The sequence below is a fragment of the Micromonospora sp. NPDC005553 genome (genome assembly GCF_042871765.1).
Taxonomy (GTDB): Bacteria; Actinomycetota; Actinomycetes; order Mycobacteriales; family Micromonosporaceae; genus Micromonospora.
Genome location: NZ_JBIAJD010000001.1, coordinates 921,586 through 941,257 on the forward strand (window position 1 = coordinate 921,586; position 19,672 = coordinate 941,257).

The window sequence follows — 19,672 nt, forward strand, 5'->3', positions numbered from 1 at the left end:
TCCGTCCGAACCGTCAGCTCACGCCCCGAACCGCCTCGATGATCGTCTCGGCGACCTCGCTCGGCCGGGCCACCGCCATCGCGTGCGACCCGCCGACGACCTCGCGCTGCCCCCGGGGGTTGGCCCGCTCCGCCATGAACCGGTGCGCCTCGGCGGGGATGTTCTTGTCAGCGTCGCCGAACACGAACCAACTGGGCAACGATCGCCAGGCGGGGTCGCCGGTGAGCTTGTCGCCCAGACCCTGTTCGGTGATCGGCCGCTGGGTCCGGGCCATCAGCGCGGCCATGTCGTCCGACGCGTCCGCGCAGAACTGGGCGTGGTACTGCTCCTGGCCGATCGCCACCTCATTCCCACCGGTCGACACCGGGTACTGCACCAGCGTGTCGGCGAGAGTGCTGCCGGGAAACTTCGAGGACAGCGCCAACGCCGACTCACCGGTGTCCGGGGCGAAGGCGTTGACGTACACGAGAGCCCGCACCGAGGTGTCGCCGGCTGCCGCCTGCGTGATCACCATGCCGCCGTACGAGTGGCCGACGAGGACGACCGGACCGCCGATCCCCCGCACGACATCCTGCACGTACGCGGCGTCGCCCGCCACGCTGCGCAGCGGGTTCGCGACGGCCACCGAGTCGTACCCGGCTCCCAGCCGCTCGAGCACACCGTTCCAGCTCGCCGACTCGGCGAATGCGCCGTGCACGAGCACGAGCGTGGGCTGTGGATCAGGCATGACAGGTGCCCCCTCACTCCGTGAAGCTGTTACCGCAGGTCGCACTGGTACGCCTGGATACCCGTCACGCGAGCGTGAAACGTCGGGTTCGACCGGCTCGCCGATGACCCCTACCGCCCGCCAATGACCACCCGGAAACACGGGGTCGCCTGCCCGAGCGCCGGACCCTATAGTGAGTTCCATTATGGGACTTACTGCATTCTGGCGGTGGTGGGTAGCCGGCACGACCAGTCAACTCGGCTCGGCGGTCGGCGCGCTGGCCCTACCGCTGACCGCGTTGACCGTGCTCCACGCGTCGGCCTTCGAGATGGGTCTGATCACGGCGGCGGGCTATCTGGCGTACCTCCTGATCAGCCTGCCGGCGGGCGTGATCGTGCAGCGTCTGCCGCTGCGCGGCATGCAGGTCGCCCTGGATCTGGTTCGGGCCCTCGCCATCGCGTCGGTCCCGCTGGCCTGGTGGTTCGACATGCTGACGGTGGCCCAGCTGATCGCTGTCGCCCTGGTGGTGAGCTTCGCCAACGTGCTGTTCGACGTGGCGAACCAGACCTTCCTGCCGGAGATCGTGCCGGCCGCGCAGTTGCAGGCCCGCAACAGCCTCACCTCCGGCACGCACGCGGCCACCTCGCTGGGCGGGCCGTCCCTGGGCGGTCTCGCGGTGCAGTTGCTGGGCGCCGTGCCGACGCTGTTCGTGGACGCCGTCAGCTACCTGCTCTCCGCCACGCTGCTGCGCACCCTGCCGGCCCGGCGGGTGCAGCGACCGGCCGAGCGGCCGCCGATGACCACGATGATCCGCGAGGGCTGGCACTTCGTGATCCGGCACCCGATCATCAGACCGGCCATGTGGGACGCCACCGCGACGAACTTCGTCAACGGTGGCATGCTCGCCCTGTTCCCGTTCTACCTGGTGCGTGAGCTGCACGCACCGCCACTCATGGTCGGGCTGTTGATCGCCGCCGACGGCCTCGGCGCGCTCATCGGCGCGGCGTTGACGACCCGGTTCACCAACCGTTTCGGCACCGCCCGCGGCCTCATCATCGCGGCCTTCGTCGGTGTGGCCGGCGCGCTCATCATCCCGCTGGGCACCGGCACCGCCGCGTTCCTGGCCTTCGCCGTCGGAAACCTCATCTTCGCGAGTTCCAACGTGGTGCTCAGCGTGACCACCCGCACCTACCGGATGATCGCCAGCCCACCGGAACTGCTGTCCCGGGTGATCGCCACGGTCAAGTTCGTCTCCTGGGGTGCCATCCCGGTCGGCGGCCTGCTCGCCGGCATCCTGGCCGGGCCACTCGGCGCCCGTACCACCCTGCTGATCTTCGGGGCGCTCACCGTGCTGTCCCCGATCATCTACCTGTCGACGCCGATCCGCCAGATGCGTGACCTGCCGCTCGACGCCACGCCGACACCCGCCGAGGCACGGGTGTGAACCAGCCGGATGCGCTCCCGATCTGCCCACAACGCTCACCGGATATCGACAGGAGGTGTAGCCCTCAGTCCCCTGGGGCAAGAACCCGCCCATGGAGGGAACGGCAGGGTGCGCGGGGCATCCGCACGGCCAGCAGCACCGAACCGGTGACCCGGGCCAGGTAGGACTGGCGATCCCACTGACGGCAGTCTGCGGCTGATGCGGCTGAGGCACAGCCTCCCCCCGGTGGCGCTCGGCGCGGTGGCGCTCGGCGCGGCGGCGCTCGGCGCGGCTCTGGGTGCCGACCCCGCCCACGCCGACACCCCGTCGCCGTCGCGGCTCCCACTGGTGGAGGTCGCCACCTCGCCGGAGGCCATCAAGGTTTCGGTGGCCGACGTGGTCGAGGTGGATCTGACCGTCCCCCTGCCCCTGCCGACCGCTGTCGCTTCCGTGCCCGTGCCTCTACCGTCGACGGACCCGCTGCCCCTGCCGTCGGCGGTTCCAGTTACGGTGCCGACGCCGTCAGCCAAGCCCTCCACCGCCCGGCCGAGTCGGCCGGCTGGGACCCCCTCGTCGTCGCCCAAGGCCACACCGGCACCCTCCACCTCGGAGTCCCCGGAGGCACGGGCCGGCTCGCAGCCACCGCCGACACCGCAGAAACCGCAGACGCGCGTGCCGTCGACGGTGTCCCGGGGCGGCGCGGACGGCACGTCCGACGGCGAGGCGTCGAGGCAGGCGAGGAAGACGGTGGCCGCTGTCACCGGACAGCGGCCCAACCCGCCCGCCCGGCCCGCACCGGGGCCACCGGCGTTCGTACTGGCGCTCGCGTCCGCACCGACCGGCGTCGGTGCCGGCGGCGCCGATCCACCCACCTCAACGGCCGAAGCTCCGCCGCACACCTCGCCTCTGCGCGCAGGGCTCACCGTCACCGCCGTCGACATGCGCGCTACCAGCCGACCCGTCGAGCGGGGCCCTCCCCCGCCCCGACAACTCCTGATCACCCACTCGCGTCCACGACGTTGATCAGGAGAGGTTCATGGAAATCGCCGTTATCTGGATCCCCGCCGACATCGAGCCGTCGGAGCCCGTCGTCGCGAGGTGTCTCAGCCACCTCCGCCGAAACTCCTACCGATTCGCAGGAGTCATGCGGGCCCCCTGGGAGACCATCGAGCAGTCGATGATCGACGGAGAGGTGGATGTCGTCGTCATCGCCGACTTCGCCCACCTCCCGCCGGACCGGTCCCCCCGGATCGAGCTGGCCAGCGCGCCCGACGTCGACGAGGACCGAACGGTTCCGGATTCACCGCTCAACTGACACCACGAAGCGCCCCGTCCGCTGCGGACGGGGCGCTTCGTCGACCTGACGAGATCGCGTGGCCGGGAAAGACGAAGGCGCCGGCCAGTTCCGAATTCGTCGCACGGTTCGGTCAGAATGTCGGGCGGCGGCGTCCTGGCGCCAACACCGCAACCGGTAGGGAGCAGACCCATCGGCAACTCCGACGCGATCACTCTGTGGCGGCCCACCGGGCAGGCCGAACTCGACCTCGTGGCGGCGGCCGGCTGGCGGGCCTGGCCTCCACGACTGCCGGACCAGCCGATCTTCTACCCGGTGCTCAACCGCTGGTATGCCACGAAGATCGCCCGCGAGTGGAACGTCCCCGCCAAAGGCGTCGGCTACGTCACCCGGTTCGACGTGCAACGGTCGTACCTCGACCACTACGAGGTCCAGCAGGCCGGTGGCCGCGACGTGCTGGAGTACTGGATTCCCGCCGAGAAGCTCGACGACCTCAACGCCCACATCGTCGGCGCGATCATCGCGGAGGCCGAGTACCGGGGCCCGGTTGACGACGAGGAGTTCGCCGACGCGGAGAGGACCCTGGGCCGGGCGCTGCCGGACGCCTGGCGCACCTACCTGCAGGGTGAGTCGTGGTTCCGGCGCGGCTGGATGACCACCGACGCCTACGTGTGGCTCAACTCCCCCCGCGAGATGCTGGAGCTGCATGAGGCGTGGGACGAGGCCACCGTCGCGCATCCTGGCATCGCCATCATCGGCGGTGACGGCTCCCGAGAACAGCTCGTCCTCGACCTGCGCAGTGACCCCGCCCCGGTGCTGCTGGTCGACATCACCAGCGGCGGTTGGGAGGACGCCGTCCAGCTGGCCGACGATGTCCGTCAGCTCATCGACCGCATCGAGGCGGGCACGTTCGCGTTCGACCTGGAGACCTGACGTCCGACCGGGTGACGAGCACCTGACCGGATCAGGGTCTCACCGCGAACCCGAGGATCAGGCCGCGACGGCCGCCCGTACGTCGTCGTCGGCGGCGCGCAGCCGAGCGGCGGCCTCTTCGGCGGTGCAGTTCGCCAGCAGCAGCACGATGGCCGTCTTGGCGTGTCCGTGCGCCGCTGCGAGCGCCCTCGCGGCCGTGTCGAGATCGGTCTCGGCGGCGTTGGCGACGATCCGACGCGCCCGGTCGACGAGCTTCTCGTTGGTGGCGTTCATGTCCACCATCAGATTCCCGTAGACCTTGCCGAGCCGGGCCATCGTGGCCGTCGAGAGCATGTTGCAGACCAGCTTCTCGGCGGTGCCGGCCTTGAGCCGGGTGGAGCCGGTCAGCACCTCGGGGCCGGTGGGCACCTCGATGGCGACGTCGGCGTGGCGGCTGGTCACCGCGTCGGTGTTGCAGGCCACCGAGACGGTCGCCGCGCCAAGCGCGCGGGCATGATCCAACCCACCGACCACGTACGGGGTACGGCCGCTGGCAGCGAGCCCGACCACAGTGTCGCGGGCGGTCAGGCCAACGGCGTCGAGGTCGGAGACGGCGCGGGTCGGGTCGTCCTCAGCGCCCTCGACGGCGACACCGAAGGCTCGTGCCCCGCCGGCGAGCAGACCGACGACCCGCTCGGGCGTCGTACCGAAGGTGGGTGGGATCTCGACGGCGTCGAGCATGCCGATCCGGCCGCTGGTGCCCGCGCCGAGGTAGATCAGCCGTCCGCCCTGACGGAGCGAGGCCACGATGACGTCGACGGCGGCGGCGATGTCCGGCACGGCTCGGCGGACGGCGGCGGCGACGGTCTGGTCCTCGTCGTTCATCGCGAGAAGCAACTCGGTGGGAGACATCCGGTCGAGGTCGCCGGTCTTGTCGTTGCGGGTCTCGGTACCGAGGGTGCTGAGGTCCACGGGGTGCTCGTTCCTCTCGCTGGTGTGCAGTCGCCGGCCGGCGGGGAGAGGTCTCCGGTCGCCCGGTGGCGGCTCGTCGTCGAGCGCGTCTCGCGACCCGCCGCCGCGGCCAGGCCGAGGGCGCAGCTGCGAACAGTCCCCGTATCAGCAGGCTGAAACCACAGCGTAACCAGCCCGGACCGGCGGTGGCAAAAAGTTTCGAGTTAGGCTGGCTCAACGTCACTTATTGACAACCGCTGGTTGGGAGCGAGCCGTGCGTCAACTCGACCTCGTCGTGATCGTGCTGTACCTCGTGGTGATCGCCTTCGTCGGACTACGCCTGTCCGGTAAACAGAAGTCCGCCAAGGACTACTTCGTGGGCGAGGGTCGGCTGCCCTGGTGGACCGTCTCGTTCTCGGTGGTGGCCACCGAGACCAGCGTTCTGACCGTGATCAGTGTTCCCGGCGGCGCCTACAGCGGTCAGGGCTTCGGCAACGTCGAGCTGGCCCTGGGTTACGTCATCGGTCGGGTCGTGGTGGCCGCGGTGCTCATCCCGCTCTACAAGCGGGGTGGGTTCGTCAGCGCCTACCAGTACCTCGGTGAGCGGTTTGGCCTGAAACTTCAAGGGCTGGCGTCGGTGACCTTCGTCTTCACCCGCCTGCTCGCCGAGGGTGTACGGCTGTTCGCCTCGGCCATCCCCATCAAGCTTCTTCTCGACGAGTTCGGGCTGAATGTCGGCTATCAGGCGATCATCATCGTCCTGACGCTCATCACTGTGGTCTACACCTACCTCGGTGGCATCAAGGCGGTCATCTGGACCGACGCCATCCAGATGGGGCTGTACCTGGGCGGGGCGATCCTGGCCATCGCGGTGCTCAGCCACGCCGTCGGCTTCGACGGCTACTCGCAGGCGCTGGACGCCGGCAAGTTCCAGCTCTTCGACACCAACTTCAACCTCGCGCACGTGCTCACCAGCCCGTTCGCCCTGCCGACCGCCATCATCGGTGGCGCGATCTTCGCGATGGCCAGCCACGGCTCGGACCAGCTGATCGTGCAGCGCATCCTGTCCACCCGCACACTGCGTGAGGGACAGAAGGCGATGATCTCCTCGGGCATCTTCGTGGTGATCCAGTTCGCGGCGTTCTCCCTGGTCGGGGCGCTGCTGTGGTCGTACAACAAGGGTCAGACCTTCAAGGAGCTCGGCCTGGCCAGCAGCGACAACCTCTACCCGAGCTTCATCCTGCACGCCCTGCCGGTGGGCATCTCGGGTCTGCTGGTGGCCGGCATCCTCGGCGCCGCGATGGGTTCGCTGTCCTCGGCGTTGAACTCGATGTCGAACTCCACGGTCGCCGACTTCATCCACAGCTTCTTCCGCACGGTCCCGTCCGACGACGCGATGCTCCGGCTCGCCCGGGTGATGACCCTGGTCTGGGCGGTGCTGATGGCGATCTTCGCCTGCGCGTTCAGCTCCAGCACCGGAAACGTCTACCTGACCGGTCTGACCATCGCCGGCTACACCTACGGGGCGCTGCTCGGTGCCTTCCTGCTCGGCCGTCTCGTCAAGCGGGCCAACCAGGTCGACGCGGTGATCGCCTTCCTCGTCACCGTGGCGGTGATGACCTACATCGTCCGCTACGTCAAGATCGACGTGACGACGGCCGGGACCACCACCGCCACCGCCATCGCCGCGCAGTGGCTGGTCCCGATCGGCGTCCTGATCACCCTGGTCGTCGGAGCGGTGTCCAGCCGGTTCCACCCGGCACCGGAGACGCCGTACGACCATGGACGCACCGACGAGGTCGACGACGCGGCGGCAGCCGCCGGCCGGGCCTGAAGGAGGATCTGATGCGCGTGATCGGCCTGATGTCCGGAACCTCCTACGACGGCATCGAAGCCGCCGCCGCCGAGTTCGACCTCAGCGGCGACACAGTGCGGATGCGACCGCTGGGGCGGCTCAGCCATCCGTACTCCGACGAGCTGCGCACGCAGATCGCCGCCGCCCTGCCGCCGGCGCCGACCACCACCGAGGCGATCTGCGTGCTGGACACCGGCATCGGCCAGTCCTTCGCCGAGTCCGGCGTGCGGGCCCTCGCCCAGCTGTGCGACGGCAAAGCCGACCTGGTCGTCTCGCACGGGCAGACCATGCACCACTGGGTGGAGGCGGGCAGGGTTCGGGGCACTCTCCAGCTGGGTCAGCCGGCCTGGATAGCGGAGGCCACCGGCCTTCCGGTCGTGTCCGACCTGCGCAGCCGCGACGTGGCCGCCGGCGGCCAGGGCGCCCCCCTGGTCGCCCTCTTCGACACACTGCTGCTGGGTGGCCTACCCGGCGTCCCGGCCGCGCTGAACCTGGGCGGCATCGCCAACATCACTGTCGTAGCGCCGGACGCGGACCCACTCGCCTTCGACACCGGCCCGGCGAACGCACTCCTCGACGCCGCCGCCCGCCACTTCAGCGGGGGCACCGAGGAGTACGACAGGGACGGGCGCGGGGCGGCTGCCGGGCAGGTGAACCCGGACCTGCTGCGGCGGCTGCTCGACGAGCCGTACTACCGGCTGCCCGGCCCGAAGAGCACCGGGAAAGAGCTGTTCCATCTGCCCTACCTGCTCGCCGCCCTCGCCGACGCGCCCACACCGGACCCGCAGGACGTGCTGGCCACGCTCACCCGGCTGACGGCGGTCACTGTGGCCGGCGCCTGCCGCGACCACGGCGTCACCCGGCTCGTCGTCTCCGGCGGCGGCGCACACAACCCGACCCTGATGCGCATGCTCGCCGACGAGCTGCCCGGCGTCCAGCTGTCCTCCAGCGACGACCTGGGCATCGCGTCGGACGCCAAGGAGGCGCTGGCCTTCGCGCTGCTGGGCTACCTGACCGTGCACGGGCTGCCCGGCGCCCTGCCCTCGGGCACCGGCGCGCGGCACGCCTCGGTGCTCGGCAGCATCACCCCTGGCCGGCAGCCGCTGCGGCTGCCGGCTCCGGCCAGCACCGCCCCCGCCCGGTTGCTTGTCGTCGCGTCTCCGGTGGCCGACTGACCATCCCTTCTCGGAGGATCCGCCCATGAGCACCGTCGTACCCGTGCCGCCGCCGAGCGCTGCCGGCGCTCGCGCCCGCGAGGTCGCCGACCTGCTGCGCTCGCGTCTCGACGATCCGAACCGGGCCAGCGCCGAGCTGCCCCGGAGGCTGGCGGCGGCACACGACGCCTCGCCGTACCTGTTCGAGCCGCAGGCCGTGGTCCGCGCCTCCTCGGCCGCCGAGGTGGGGGCGCTGATGGCCGGCGCCCGCGAGGCCGGCGTGCCGCTGACCCTGCGCGGCGGCGGCACCAGCCTGGCCGGGCAGGCCGGCGGCGCGGGCGTGCTGGTCGACGTCCGCACCGACTGGCGTCACGCCGAGGTCCTCGACGACGGCCGCCGCATCCGGCTCCAGCCGGGCCTGACGATCCGGCAGGCCAACGCCCGGTTGGCCCGCTACCGACGCCGACTCGGCCCGGACCCGGCCAGCGAGGCCGCCTGCACTGTGGGCGGCATGGTCGCCAACAATTCCAGCGGGATGACCTGCGGCACCACCGACAACGCGTACCGCACCATGGAGTCGCTGCGCTTCGTGCTCCCGTCCGGCACCGTCGTCGACTCCGGCGCCCGCGACGCCGACGACCGGCTGCGGGCCGACGAGCCCGAGCTGCACGCCGGGCTACTGCGCCTGCGCGACCGGGTGCGCTCGACGCCGGGGTCGCGCGCCACCATCGAGCGGCTGTTCGCCATGAAGAACACCATGGGGTACGGGCTGAACTCCCTGCTCGACCACAGCACCCCGGTCGAGATGCTCGCCCACCTGATGATCGGCAGCGAGGGCACGCTCGGCTTCGTGGCCGAGGCCGTCTTCCGTACCGTCGAGATCCACGGCCACGCCGCCACCGGCCTGCTGATCCTGCCCGGTCTCACCGACGCCACCGACGCGCTGCCGGCGCTGCTCGCCGCCGGCGCCCGTACCGCCGAGCTGCTCGACGCGGCCGCGCTGCGGGTCAGCCAGCGCGACCCGGGTGCCAGCACGGCCCTGCGCGGGCTGACGGTCACCGGGCACGCCGCGCTGCTGGTGGAGTTCGCCGAGGACAGCGCGGAGCAGTTGGCCGCGACGTTGGCTGACGCCCGGCCCGTACTCGACCGGCTGCCGGCCGTCACCGGCACCGAGCTGACCCGCGACCCACGCGAACGGGCCAACCTCTGGCACCTGCGTAAGGGCCTCTACACCGCCGTCGCCGGGGCCCGCCCGCCCGGCACCACGGCCCTGCTGGAGGACGTCGCGGTGCCGATGCCACGCCTGACCGGCACCTGCGACGGGCTGATCCGCCTGTTCGACAGGCACGGCTACCCGGATGCGGTGATCTTCGGACACGCCCGGGACGGCAACCTGCACTTCATGCTGACCCAGTCCTTCGACACCCCCGCCGAGATCGAGCGCTACGCCCGGTTCACCGACGACATGGTCGACCTGGTGCTCGCCGAGGGCGGGACACTCAAGGCGGAGCACGGCACCGGTCGGGCCATGGCACCCTTCGTCCGCCGGCAGTACGGCGACGAACTGTACGACGTGATGCGTGAACTCAAGCGGTTGTGCGACCCGAGCGGCCTACTCAACCCCGGTGTGCTGCTCAACGACGACCCGACCGTGCACCTGCGGCAGCTCAAGGCCGTCCCGACGGTCGACCCCGAGCTGGACGCCTGCGTCGAGTGTGGCTACTGCGAGCCGGTCTGCCCCACCGCCGACGTCACCACCACACCCCGGCAGCGCATCGTCCTGCAACGGCAGATCGCCCTCGCCACCGCCGCCGGCGACGAGGAGCGCCGCCGGGAGCTGACCGCCGACTACGAGTACGCCGCAGTGGACAGCTGCGCCGCGGACAGCCTCTGCGTCACCGCCTGCCCGGTCGGCATCGACACCGGGGCGGCGATGAAACGGCTGCGCGCCGAGCGGCACAGCCCTCGCGCCCAGCGCACCGCCCGCACCGCCGCGAAGCACTGGCAGGCCGCCGTGACGGGCGTCCGGGTGGGGCTGACCGCCGCGCACGCAGTGCCGACACCGGTCACCCGCGCCGCCACCGGGATGATCCGTGGGCTCGGCGCGGCCGAGCTAGTGCCACTGTGGACCGACGACATGCCCCGTGCCGGCGCGCCCCGCCCCACCCCGCGCAGCGCGCCGGACGCCCAGGCGGTGTTCTTCGCGGCCTGCGTCGGCAGTCTCTTCGCTCCCGAGGACGGCTCGTCCGGCGGGTCGGCGGCGGCGTTTCTGCGCCTCTGCGAACTGGCGGGGGTGCCGCTCGTCGTACCGACCGGCACGGCGGGGCTGTGCTGCGGAACCCCGTGGCAGTCCAAGGGTTACCCCGCCGGCCACCGCGAGATGGCGCAGCGGACCCTGGAAGCGCTCTGGACGGCCAGTGACGAGGGTCGCCTGCCTGTCGTGTGCGACGCGTCATCGTGCACGCACGGGTTGACGCAGCTGACGGCCGCGCTGGCCGAGGAGGATCAGGCACGCTACGGCGCGCTGCGCTTCGTCGACAGCGTGACCTTCACCGCCGAGCACCTCCTGCCGGCGCTGCCGCAGCCCCGGCGACTGGGCTCGCTGGCGCTGCACCCCACCTGCTCCACTGTGCACCTGGGCGGCATCGACGACCTGCGCGCCGTGGCCGGGGCGGTCGCCGACACCGTCTCCGTGCCGGACAGTTGGGGGTGCTGCGCCTTCGCCGGTGACCGGGGGCTGCTGCACCCCGAAGTCACGGCCGGCGCCACGGCGGCGCAGGCCGCCGAGATCAATGAGCGCGACCACGACGCGTACGCCTCCTGCAACCGCACCTGCGAGATGGGCATGAGCCGGGCCACCGGCCAGCCGTACCGGCATGTGCTCGAGGTGCTCGTCGAGGCGATCGAGCCGCTGGCGTAACCGGCGCCGTGCCCATGAGCGCGCCGCCCGCCACGGATCTGCGGCGGGCGGCGCGTTCGGTGCGTGGAACCCTCAGGAGAGGGCGATGTCGCGGTAGTAGTAGCGCAGGATCGCCTGGTAGCTCTTGCCCTCGTTGGCGAGGTCACGCGAGCCGTACTGCGACAGCCAGTCCCCGTCCACCCAGCCACCGCATGCGGTCGTCGTCGCACAGTAGTGCGCCCGCAGGATGTTGCCGCTCCGGGTCATCCGGGCCGACCAGGTCCGGTCCACCGCTGCGGACGTCGACGTCTGTGCCGACGACGGCCGGTAGACCTGGTCACCGGTGTCGTCACGAACGTCGTAGCACTGCCCGCCGGACGTCTTCCGGGTCGAGTGCAGCGCCCAGTACCAGCCGTAGCTCTTGACGGCCATCGCACCGGCGTCCAGCGAGGCGGACGGCCAACTCGTGATCCACTCGTTCGGGAGGACGTTCTTGACGTACGTCTTGAAGTCGACCCGGTCGACCCGGCCGAGACCGACCCGGTAGACGAGGATGGTGCTCGGCAGCTTGCTGTTGGTGCCGTCGGTGCTACAGCCCGTCGGCCCGCTCAGCAACTCGTGCGAGGCGTTGTTGTTCTTCAGCGTGGCGTTGAGGTTGCCCTTCGTGCCGGACGTGAAGTCCTGGCTCGCACCGGCGAAGTTGCTGTTGAACCAGACCCGCACGGTCTTGCCGGTGCGGTTCCACACCGACGCGGCGTTGTTCTTCACGCACAGGCCCTTGCCGCTGCCTGAACCCTTGAAGTCGTAGCAGGTCGGCTGGGTCGTGCCGTAGTCGTCCAGTGAGTCGGTGAAGTCGGAGACCGAGCCGGCCTGGTTGCTGTTGTAGTAGTAGCAGAACTCACCGCTGTCGCAGGTTCCGTCCCGTGTGGCCGCCGCTGCCGGCGACGCGACACTCAGGATGGAGGTGGACATGGCGAGGACGGCACCGACGACGGCGAGGCCCTTGCGGAAATTCATCGCGTCCTACTTCTCGTTGTAGCCCTGGGAGTTCCAGAACGAGGTCGGGTCGGCGTTGTCCAGGGTGGGGTCGCCGACGCTGACGGCCGCGTGGGTCTGCCGGCCGGCCCGGACCTCGACGTGGGTGTGCGCGCCCGAGCTCGACGACACCCCGTGCCACGACTCATCGGCGATGATCTCGCCCTTGCTGATGGCGTCGCCCACGCTCACCCCGGACTTCGGCGCGGTGTGCAGGTAGATCACCGTCTTGTTGAGCGAGGAGTTGTAGACGGAGATCGTGGACAGGCCGCCGCTGCCGGTGTTGCCCCGCGCGACGTAGATGACCGTTCCGGAGACCAGGGCCCGCACGTCCGAGCCGACGCTGCGGGCGATGTCGATGCCCTCGTGCCGCCCGGGCGTGGTGGTGTAACCGTCGAAGCCGCACGTGACAGTGCCGCCGCTGGCCTGGTAGAGGCCGTACGACAGGTTCGTGCGCGCCGACGGCGAGAACTGGTGCGAGGCGTTGTTGTTCTTCAGCGTGGCGTTGAGGTTTCCCTTCGCGCCGGCCGCGAAGTCCTGGTAGGAACCGGCGTAGCCGCTGTTGTAATAGACGCGCACGGTCTTGGTGCTGCGGTTCCAGACCGAGGCGGCCTCGTTCTTGATGCACAGCCCCTTTCCGGCGCCAGCGCCCTTGAAGTCGTAGCACGACGGCTGCTCGGTGCCGTAGTCGTCGAGCGACCCGGTGAAGTCAGAGACCGAACCCGCGTTGTCGCTGTTGTAGTAGTAGCAGAACTCGCCACTGTCGCAGACCCCGTCTCGGGCCGCCGCCGACGCGGGCGATGCGACGCTGAGGATCGAGGTGGTCGCGGCCAGCGCGACGCCGACGGCGGCGAGGCTCTTACGGATATTCATGGTGTCCTTTCCGGAACGGTGAGAGGGTGCGGGTCACTGCCCGCGCTGGTACTGCTCCCAGGTCGTGATCGGGACCCGGGGGCCGTCGTCCGGTCCCTGGTTGGCAAGGCCGTTCATGCCCAGGTAGTAGTCGCCGACCTGGTGCTGTGCCTGGCTGGACAGGTCCGTGTCGCTGATCGCGGTGGCGTGGATGTGCCACGGCCAGTCGCCCTGACTCGGGCTACGGACCCAGGCGGCGAAGCCGACCTGACGCAGGGCCCTGGCGACGGCGGTGCGCCTGGCCGCGGTCATGCCGGTGACCGCGATGTCCACCACACCCCCGCCGTCGTGCGTACCGGCCGAGGTGGGGTCGCCCCCGGGGTTGTAGGAGCCCTGCTCGAGCACCAGCGAGTAGCCAAGCAGACGCTGCGCCTCGGCCAGCATGGCCTGGGTGCGGGCGTTGACGACGTAGCCGTCACGCGGGACCTTCGCGCCCGGGCCGATCGTGTTGCCGACTGTGTAACGGTTCAGCCCGAGCTTCGTCAGCGACGTCGTGCCGGGTAGCCCGTTGGCGGCCAGCCCGGTGTAGCCGAGTGAGCGTTGGTACGCCGCGTACGCCGAGACGGTGACGGTCCCGAAGTAGCCGTCGACCCACTGTGCGTTCAGCAGGCCCCGCGCCTGGAGTGCCTGCTCGACGGCGAGCACGGAGTTCTTCGCGCCCGGGGTCAGTGTGTTGTCGGCACGGCGGGGGTCGATCTGGGCCGCCAGGACGGTGGCCTCCATGTCCACGACCGGCCGCGCGGCCGTGGTGACGGGCTGCTGCGCTGTGGCGCCGGATGTCGCGGCTCCGGCGTGGGCCGGGACGCCGGCGGCCACGCAGAGCGCGGCGAGCCCGACGGACAACCAGGGACGGCGCACTGTCGATCCTCCTCGCAATTGGTGAGTCGTTCGGAACGGACATCACCATGCGAGAAGCGGCCTGCTGTTCGGTACCCCTGTTGTGCTGTCAGATCCGTCAGGCCCTCGCCGACCTCGATGGATGTGGTGTTGTCAGATTCGGTGGCGTCCGGGCTGACATCGGGCGATCGCACTCCGGCAGCGGCCGAGAGCGCGTTCAGGTGGTGACGGTGACCATGAAGTACACCGGCCGGCGGGTGGGAAAAAACTCCTGTCCGTTCTCGTCGACCATCTTCCAGCTCACCCAGCACTTTCCGGGGCGGCTGGGCGCGGTGACCTCGACACTGATCATCACCTGCTCGTCAGGTGGTGTGTCACCGATCGCCACCCGATCCGGCACCTGGCAACCGTCGGCATCGGCGGTCGGGTTGGTCCGCGCCAGGAAACGGTTGTGCCAGGCCACCTTCCCCACGTTCTTGAGCGCCCACACCTTGACGAACTGGGAGTTGACCCGCACCCGGGTGCCGTCGGGAATGGTGACGTCTGCGATGAACTTGCTCGAGTCGCCGGGGATCAGCGAGTCCGAGAACGCCGACGGCGACACGGTCGGTGTGGACGACGCCGCCACGGTGCCGGGGGTGTCCCGGGACGACCGGCCGCGGACGACGACGCCCAGCACGGCGACCATCGCCACCACCAGGACCACAGCGGCGGCGGCGAGCCACGGCAAACGGTGCCGCCGTCCCCTCGCGGCGTCCTGGTCGGTCGGCGGATAGTCGGTGCCCCGCAGCGGGTTCTGCCGCTCCGGCGACGGCACGGGAACGACAGACGCGACGGGCCCGGTCGTCTCCGGGGCGGTATCGCCGTCCGCTGAGCCGTGAACGGACGCGGGACGCTGCGCGTCCTCCCAGCGACGCCGCCACTGGGCCTCATCCGCCTCGCAGGCGCGGACGAACTCCCGGACCGTCTCCCAGGAGGGGAACCTGGTGCCGGCGGCGGCCTCGTGCAGCGTGGTGTGCGAGATCCGGCCCGAGCGCCCGGCCATCTTCCGGAACGACGGGTCACCCACGCTGGTCCGCAAGGTCCGAAGCTGCTCGGCGAACCTCTCGGCGGCCTGTCTGTCCTGAAGCGACTGGGTGGCGGCACGCTGGTCCTTCATCACTCCCCCATGTCAGACGACGTCGTCCGGCGTTGTCAGAGCGTGCCAGAGGGTACCGATCCGGACAAGGCCGCCATCAATGTGGTGCATCGACCGAGGTGCGCTGCTGACCGGGCGAGGTCGATGCCTCCCCCGGCGGGCGCTGGCACAGCCGACGCCCCGCCGGGCTGTTCAGGCGACCTTGGGCGTGGCGCGCATTCCCACGTAGCAGACCTGGGTGCCGTTGGTGAGGGTGGAGAAGACCACAGGCATGTAGTCCTCGCTGAAGGACGGTCCCGCGCCGGAGGCGGCGAAGACGGTTGCGGTGACCGGTTCCAGGTCCATCTCCAGGGGTGGGGACATGTCCGCCATCTCGTCGACGAATTCGTACCGCAGGTGGGGCGAGCCGTCGTCGGTGAGGGAGACGGTGAGGACGACGCCCTCGCGCCGGTACGTGCCGAGCAGCGGTTCTAGGTCGATCGACTGTGGCACGGGGGCCGGGGCGAACGGCGCGGGCATTGTGACGTCGGCGAGTTCGGCCAGCAGGTCGCGGAACAGGTCGGCGTAGAGCAGGCGGGCCGCCCCGCCGTTGGTCATCAGGACCAGCGCTAGGTTCGCGTACGGGACGACACGCAGGTACGCGTACTGGCCGATGGCCGCGCCGTCGTGGCCGTAGCCGGGGATGCCGTCCCAGTCGTAGAGCGTCCAACCCAGGCCCCACCCGTCGGCGCTCACCGTCCACTTGTCGGGTACGTCGACCGCTCGGTGTCGCATGGCGGCGACAGCATCGGTGGACAGCACCCGCGTGCCGTCGGGCGCGAGGCCGCCGTCGAGGTGCATCCGGGCGAAGCGGGCCATGTCGGCGGCAGAGACGATGACCCTGCCTGCCGGACCGATAGAGCGGGGCATCAGGTCCCAGGACGGGGCCGGGTCGGGATAGCCGCCGGATTCGCCCAGGTGGCTCATGGCGACGCGGAAGCGCAGGGCCTCCTCCGGCAGCGTCATCGAGCGTTCCAGGCCGAGCGGCTCGAACAGCAGGCTCTTGAGGGCCTGGTCCCAGGTCAGACCGGTGAGCTTTTCAACCACGCGACCCAGGACGATGTAACCGAGCCCACCGTACGAGATGGCGGTGCCGGGCGGGCAGTCCAGCGCCACTCGTCGGGCGGCGCTGACGTATCGGGCGAGGCAGTCGTCACCCCGGCCACCGTCGAAGTTGAAGTCATTCGTCACGCCGCCGGTGTGGGACAGCAACTGCCGAATGGTGATCGTCCTCGTCGCCTCCGGATCCGGGGTGGCGAACTCCGGCAGCACGTCCACGACCGGAGCGTGCAGGTCCAGCTTTCCCTCGTCGGCGAGCCGCATGATGAGCGTTGCGGTGTAGACCTTCGCGATCGAGCCGGACAGGAACACCGAGTCCGGGGTGACCGCCACGCCGGTGTCCCGGTGCAGCACACCACTCGCCAGCTCGTGGATCTGCCCGTCCAGCAGCACGGCCAGGCTCGCGCCGGGGACGTGGTGCGTGTGGCGCAGCTCGTCGAATCGCCGCTGCCAGCTGTCGACGTCGAATCGACTGGTGCTCGACCTCCGTACAGACGGGGGGTGCGGGCCGCTGTCGGCGTTCCGGCTCAGCGTCTCGGTCATGGTGCTTCCCTTCAGTCGATCAGGCATCGGCACGGCACGTGCCGTGCCGCTCGTGGGCCGCGCTCAGTCTGGCCACGCACCCAGCGAATTGTCAACGGCACGTGCCGTGCCGCTACAGTGGCGGCATGACCGACGACCGCCGCACCAGGGCCGCCGACCGGACCAACGCGATCATGCGAACGACGCTGGAGTTGGCGCAGGAAATTGGTTACGCCAAACTCAGCATCGAAGGGGTCGCGGCCCGATCCGGCGTCGGCAAGCACACGATCTACCGGCGCTGGCCCTCCAAGGGCACCCTGTTCCTGGACGCGGTGCTCACCTCGGGCGAACCCGCACTCGAATATCCCGACACCGGCGACATCGTGGCCGACCTGCGCCAACAGATCCACGCCGCGGTCGACCTCCTGGGTCAGCCGCCACTGGGCCCCCTCTACCGGGCCCTGATCGGCGAGGCCCAGCACGATCCGATGGTCGCCGCCGCGCTCAACGAACGCTTCATCCGCCCGCAGGCCGACCGGACCGTCGCCCGGCTGCGGAGCGCACAGCAGCGGGGGCAGATCTCATCCGACTTCGACCTGGCCGTGGCCATGTCGATCCTGTCCGGCCCGCTCTACTTCCAGCTCCTCATCACGCAGGAGCCGCTGACCCACGAGTACGTCGATCGCGTACTCACTGCTCTGCTCGTGGGGATGACGCCACGGACCTAGCACCGCGCCGGCCCGCCGGGGTGGTGGTCCCGGCGGGCCGGGCGTCACGGGCAGGGTGTCTGCGCGCAGACGTCGACGACCTTGCCGGTGAGCAGGAAGACCGCCTTCTGTTTCTGGGCTCCGGCCTGGGCGCGGGGGAACTCGTGCGGATCGTCGCCGTACTCCGGCCCCGCCGGGGCGAGGTTGGTCGGTGGCGGCGCGTACGCCGCGCCGCTGTTCCAGATCACGATCGCCGAGCCGGTGTACGGGTAGCGGCGGATCGGCGTGATGCCCCAGTACGGTCGCACGTCCAGTGACCAGCCGTCGGCGAGCGCGGGGGTGTGCAGGCGTGCGCCGATGGTGCGCGCCTGCACCTCCGCCGCGGCGGGCGAGACCTGCTGGTCGGCGAAGGCCACGTGCATCAACACCTGGTGCGCCGGTGTACGCGGCAGCGGCCGATCGGTCATGTGCTGGGCGTACCCGTTGGCCTCGGACCGGTCCCACAACATCTGCAGCAGCGCGAGGACCAGCTGTTGGTCGACCCTGTCCGGGTAGTAGCCGTCCAGCACGCTCTGGAACGGCGCGAAGTCCACGCTGCGTTGCAGCAGCGTGGAGTAGTTCATCGCCGGTACGCCGAGCACCGACCGGGTCCAGTCCTGGGCGATGGCGGTGAGGGCACCTCCGTTGATGCCGCCCTGGCTGTTGCCGTCGTAGTGCAGCCCGCCGACGCGATCGATCAGCGGCCGGGCGGTGGCGTCCCGAAACGCCGGGTGGGCGGCGAACCCAGCCGGGTGGATCATCGCGCGACCCAGGAAGAGGAAGTTCAGGAAGCTCTGCTGCAACCGGTCCGCCACCGCGGGGAAGGCGCTGAGGTCGGTGAAGGCGTTGGCCACGAAGGGAACGTCGGCGGCGGCCATGCCGATCCAACTGGTCGCGCAGAAGGTGAAGTTGTGGGTGTTCGACATCGTCCTGACGTTGCCGGCGTTGATCTCGGTCGGTCGGCCGAGCAGTCCGTGGCCGTAGAGCGAGAGGTGAGCCGGCCGCGTAGCCGAGGCGCTGCGCGGGATGTTGCAGACGAAGTCGGCCGCCACCGTCGCGCCGGACGGTGTGGGCAGGGCGTTCGGCGTGGGCGGCGTCCCGGCGCCGCCGGCTGGCCCGTAGTGCAGGCGGGAGCCGGGCCCGCCATCGCCGGTCAGATAGGACGGTACGCCGACGGTGCCGGTCACCTGCCGGGCGATCAGCGGATCCTGCTCCGGTGAATAGTCGGTCACCTGGGTGACGGTGACCGGCGGCGCGGCCCGGCCGAGGTCGGCGAACGCGTCGTCCCGGACCGCCAACATCCGCCCGGTCAGCCCCTGCCGACTGGCCACCGTGAAGTCCCAGGCCAGGTAGAGGCTGTGCCGCTTGACGCCGGCCCGGCTCAGCTCGGCGACGATCCGCCTCAGTTGCGACCCCCGCGCGTCCCGCTGCTTGAGGCCGGCACCGGACAGGTACGCCGTGAACGTCTTCGGCGCCGGAATCGACGCCCCGTCACCGTCCCGCAGGCCGCGCAACCCGACGACGTAGCGGGTGCCCTCGGTCAGCGCCACCGCCGGCCGGATGATCAGCAGTTGCCGGTCGGGCTGGCCGGTGGCGTGCGCGTCCAACTCGGCCCAGTACGGCGTGCGCTCACCGGTCCGGGTGTTGAGCAGCACGATCGGCGCGTTCGGCGCCAGCGAGCGGCCGATGTCGGTGACCGGCGCGATCCCGCTGGCCGCGGCGTCGAGACCGGGTACGCGCACCAGGATCGGTGAGCCGGGGCTGAACCCGTCCTGCCGGTTCCACTCCGTCGGGTCGATCGGGGTTCCCTGCACGTTGGCGGGCATCGCGGCGGTGGCGAACCGCACCCGCTTGCCGGTGGGGCTGCTCCGGTCCGCCACGGTGAAGTAGTCGTTCGGGAACGGCAGCAGGCAGGCCGCCGGGTCGATCGGGTCGCAGGACGGATGCCCGGCCGGTGAGGGTGTCCTTGGCGGTGCGGCGGGGGCCGCCGTGCCGAGCAGTACGGCACCCGCCGTCACCAGCACGGACACGGCGAGACGGAGCCCTCTGGAGGTGGTCACACGCATCTCCTTCGACGCTGGACGGCGGATCGACGGGTGGTGTCCTTCCTACGCTTGTGAAAGAAACTCAGCAAGCATCGATGTGTCCGCCCGTGACCTTGCCCGACGCAGGCCGGTGGCCGGCAGCCCA

The 19,672-nt window shown here is 70.5% G+C and carries 15 protein-coding genes and 1 pseudogene; 8 read left to right on the plus strand and 8 right to left on the minus strand.

From position 1 onward, the window contains the following. Window positions 1–13: 13 nt before the first annotated feature. On the minus strand, window positions 14–727 hold the full coding sequence (locus tag ACFYPG_RS04215) for an alpha/beta hydrolase (protein ID WP_355006273.1): 714 nt from the start codon (window positions 725–727) through the stop codon (window positions 14–16). 184 nt (window positions 728–911) lie between these two features. Here ACFYPG_RS04215 and ACFYPG_RS04220 point away from each other — a divergent pair, with 184 nt between their 5' ends. From ACFYPG_RS04220 to ACFYPG_RS04235, 4 genes and pseudogenes are all read left to right on the plus strand, one after another. Next, window positions 912–2,150, plus strand: a complete 1,239-nt coding sequence (locus ACFYPG_RS04220; protein WP_387350151.1) for an MFS transporter — start codon at window positions 912–914, stop codon at window positions 2,148–2,150. Window positions 2,151–2,348: 198 nt separating this feature from the next. Beyond that, window positions 2,349–3,152 carry a hypothetical protein gene (locus tag ACFYPG_RS04225; RefSeq protein WP_387350152.1) on the plus strand — a complete coding sequence of 268 codons (804 nt, stop codon included), beginning with the start codon at window positions 2,349–2,351 and terminating at the stop codon, window positions 3,150–3,152. A gap of 121 nt (window positions 3,153–3,273) precedes the next feature. Further along, entirely contained in the window at window positions 3,274–3,444 is a 171-nt protein-coding gene (locus tag ACFYPG_RS04230) for a hypothetical protein (RefSeq protein ID WP_387350154.1), read from the plus strand. A 117-nt stretch (window positions 3,445–3,561) separates the two neighbouring features. After that, a pseudogene (locus tag ACFYPG_RS04235) lies at window positions 3,562–3,942 on the plus strand (ADP-ribosylation/crystallin J1); the annotation flags it as partial. Between the two features lie 471 nt (window positions 3,943–4,413). Here ACFYPG_RS04235 and murQ read toward each other — a convergent pair. Next, window positions 4,414–5,307, minus strand: a complete 894-nt coding sequence (murQ, locus tag ACFYPG_RS04240) for an N-acetylmuramic acid 6-phosphate etherase (RefSeq protein WP_355006277.1) — start codon at window positions 5,305–5,307, stop codon at window positions 4,414–4,416. A 253-nt stretch (window positions 5,308–5,560) separates the two neighbouring features. Between murQ and ACFYPG_RS04245 the strand changes: the two genes are divergently transcribed. The 3 genes from ACFYPG_RS04245 to ACFYPG_RS04255 are packed head-to-tail and all read left to right on the plus strand — an operon-like array spanning window position 5,561 to window position 11,215. After that, on the plus strand, window positions 5,561–7,120 hold the full coding sequence (locus ACFYPG_RS04245) for a sodium:solute symporter (protein ID WP_355006278.1): 1,560 nt from the start codon (window positions 5,561–5,563) through the stop codon (window positions 7,118–7,120). A gap of 11 nt (window positions 7,121–7,131) precedes the next feature. Beyond that, complete coding sequence (locus ACFYPG_RS04250) at window positions 7,132–8,316, plus strand: anhydro-N-acetylmuramic acid kinase (protein ID WP_387350156.1); 1,185 nt, start codon at window positions 7,132–7,134, stop codon at window positions 8,314–8,316. Between the two features lie 25 nt (window positions 8,317–8,341). Beyond that, window positions 8,342–11,215, plus strand: coding sequence for an FAD-binding and (Fe-S)-binding domain-containing protein (locus ACFYPG_RS04255; protein WP_387350158.1), 2,874 nt, complete (start codon window positions 8,342–8,344; stop codon window positions 11,213–11,215). Window positions 11,216–11,287: 72 nt separating this feature from the next. On the opposite strand, the gene ACFYPG_RS04260 is transcribed toward ACFYPG_RS04255, so the two are convergent. From ACFYPG_RS04260 to ACFYPG_RS04280, 5 genes are all read right to left on the minus strand, one after another. Beyond that, window positions 11,288–12,211 carry a peptidase inhibitor family I36 protein gene (locus tag ACFYPG_RS04260; RefSeq protein WP_387350159.1) on the minus strand — a complete coding sequence of 308 codons (924 nt, stop codon included), beginning with the start codon at window positions 12,209–12,211 and terminating at the stop codon, window positions 11,288–11,290. 6 nt (window positions 12,212–12,217) lie between these two features. After that, entirely contained in the window at window positions 12,218–13,102 is an 885-nt protein-coding gene (locus ACFYPG_RS04265) for a peptidase inhibitor family I36 protein (protein ID WP_387350161.1), read from the minus strand. A gap of 33 nt (window positions 13,103–13,135) precedes the next feature. Then, window positions 13,136–13,999: a peptidoglycan-binding protein gene (locus ACFYPG_RS04270; RefSeq protein WP_387350163.1), complete on the minus strand. Its 864-nt coding sequence runs from the start codon at window positions 13,997–13,999 to the stop codon at window positions 13,136–13,138. Between the two features lie 196 nt (window positions 14,000–14,195). Then, window positions 14,196–15,137 (minus strand): NBR1-Ig-like domain-containing protein, encoded by a 942-nt coding sequence (locus ACFYPG_RS04275; RefSeq protein ID WP_387350164.1) that lies wholly within the window; start codon window positions 15,135–15,137, stop codon window positions 14,196–14,198. A 171-nt stretch (window positions 15,138–15,308) separates the two neighbouring features. Continuing rightward, the gene (locus tag ACFYPG_RS04280; protein ID WP_387350166.1) at window positions 15,309–16,757 is read right to left on the minus strand and encodes a serine hydrolase domain-containing protein; all 1,449 of its coding nucleotides are present in this window, start codon (window positions 16,755–16,757) and stop codon (window positions 15,309–15,311) included. Window positions 16,758–16,882: 125 nt separating this feature from the next. Between ACFYPG_RS04280 and ACFYPG_RS04285 the strand changes: the two genes are divergently transcribed. Continuing rightward, window positions 16,883–17,464 (plus strand): TetR/AcrR family transcriptional regulator, encoded by a 582-nt coding sequence (locus tag ACFYPG_RS04285; RefSeq protein ID WP_387350168.1) that lies wholly within the window; start codon window positions 16,883–16,885, stop codon window positions 17,462–17,464. Window positions 17,465–17,508: 44 nt separating this feature from the next. Here ACFYPG_RS04285 and ACFYPG_RS04290 read toward each other — a convergent pair whose 3' ends face one another. After that, window positions 17,509–19,542 (minus strand): hypothetical protein, encoded by a 2,034-nt coding sequence (locus ACFYPG_RS04290; RefSeq protein ID WP_387350170.1) that lies wholly within the window; start codon window positions 19,540–19,542, stop codon window positions 17,509–17,511. Between the last annotated feature and the right edge of the window lie 130 nt (window positions 19,543–19,672).

What these genes read in the sequence shown, in the direction of transcription:
- ACFYPG_RS04215 (WP_355006273.1), bottom strand. Translation starts at nt 727, where the DNA reads ATGCCTGATCCACAGCCCACGCTCGTGCTCGTGCACGGCGCATTCGCC.
- ACFYPG_RS04220 (WP_387350151.1), top strand. Translation starts at nt 912, where the DNA reads ATGGGACTTACTGCATTCTGGCGGTGGTGGGTAGCCGGCACGACCAGT.
- ACFYPG_RS04225 (WP_387350152.1), top strand. Translation starts at nt 2,349, where the DNA reads ATGCGGCTGAGGCACAGCCTCCCCCCGGTGGCGCTCGGCGCGGTGGCG.
- ACFYPG_RS04230 (WP_387350154.1), top strand. Translation starts at nt 3,274, where the DNA reads ATGCGGGCCCCCTGGGAGACCATCGAGCAGTCGATGATCGACGGAGAG.
- ACFYPG_RS04250 (WP_387350156.1), top strand. Translation starts at nt 7,132, where the DNA reads ATGCGCGTGATCGGCCTGATGTCCGGAACCTCCTACGACGGCATCGAA.
- ACFYPG_RS04255 (WP_387350158.1), top strand. Translation starts at nt 8,342, where the DNA reads ATGAGCACCGTCGTACCCGTGCCGCCGCCGAGCGCTGCCGGCGCTCGC.
- ACFYPG_RS04260 (WP_387350159.1), bottom strand. Translation starts at nt 12,211, where the DNA reads ATGAATTTCCGCAAGGGCCTCGCCGTCGTCGGTGCCGTCCTCGCCATG.
- ACFYPG_RS04265 (WP_387350161.1), bottom strand. Translation starts at nt 13,102, where the DNA reads ATGAATATCCGTAAGAGCCTCGCCGCCGTCGGCGTCGCGCTGGCCGCG.
- ACFYPG_RS04275 (WP_387350164.1), bottom strand. Translation starts at nt 15,137, where the DNA reads ATGAAGGACCAGCGTGCCGCCACCCAGTCGCTTCAGGACAGACAGGCC.
- ACFYPG_RS04280 (WP_387350166.1), bottom strand. Translation starts at nt 16,757, where the DNA reads ATGACCGAGACGCTGAGCCGGAACGCCGACAGCGGCCCGCACCCCCCG.
- ACFYPG_RS04285 (WP_387350168.1), top strand. Translation starts at nt 16,883, where the DNA reads ATGACCGACGACCGCCGCACCAGGGCCGCCGACCGGACCAACGCGATC.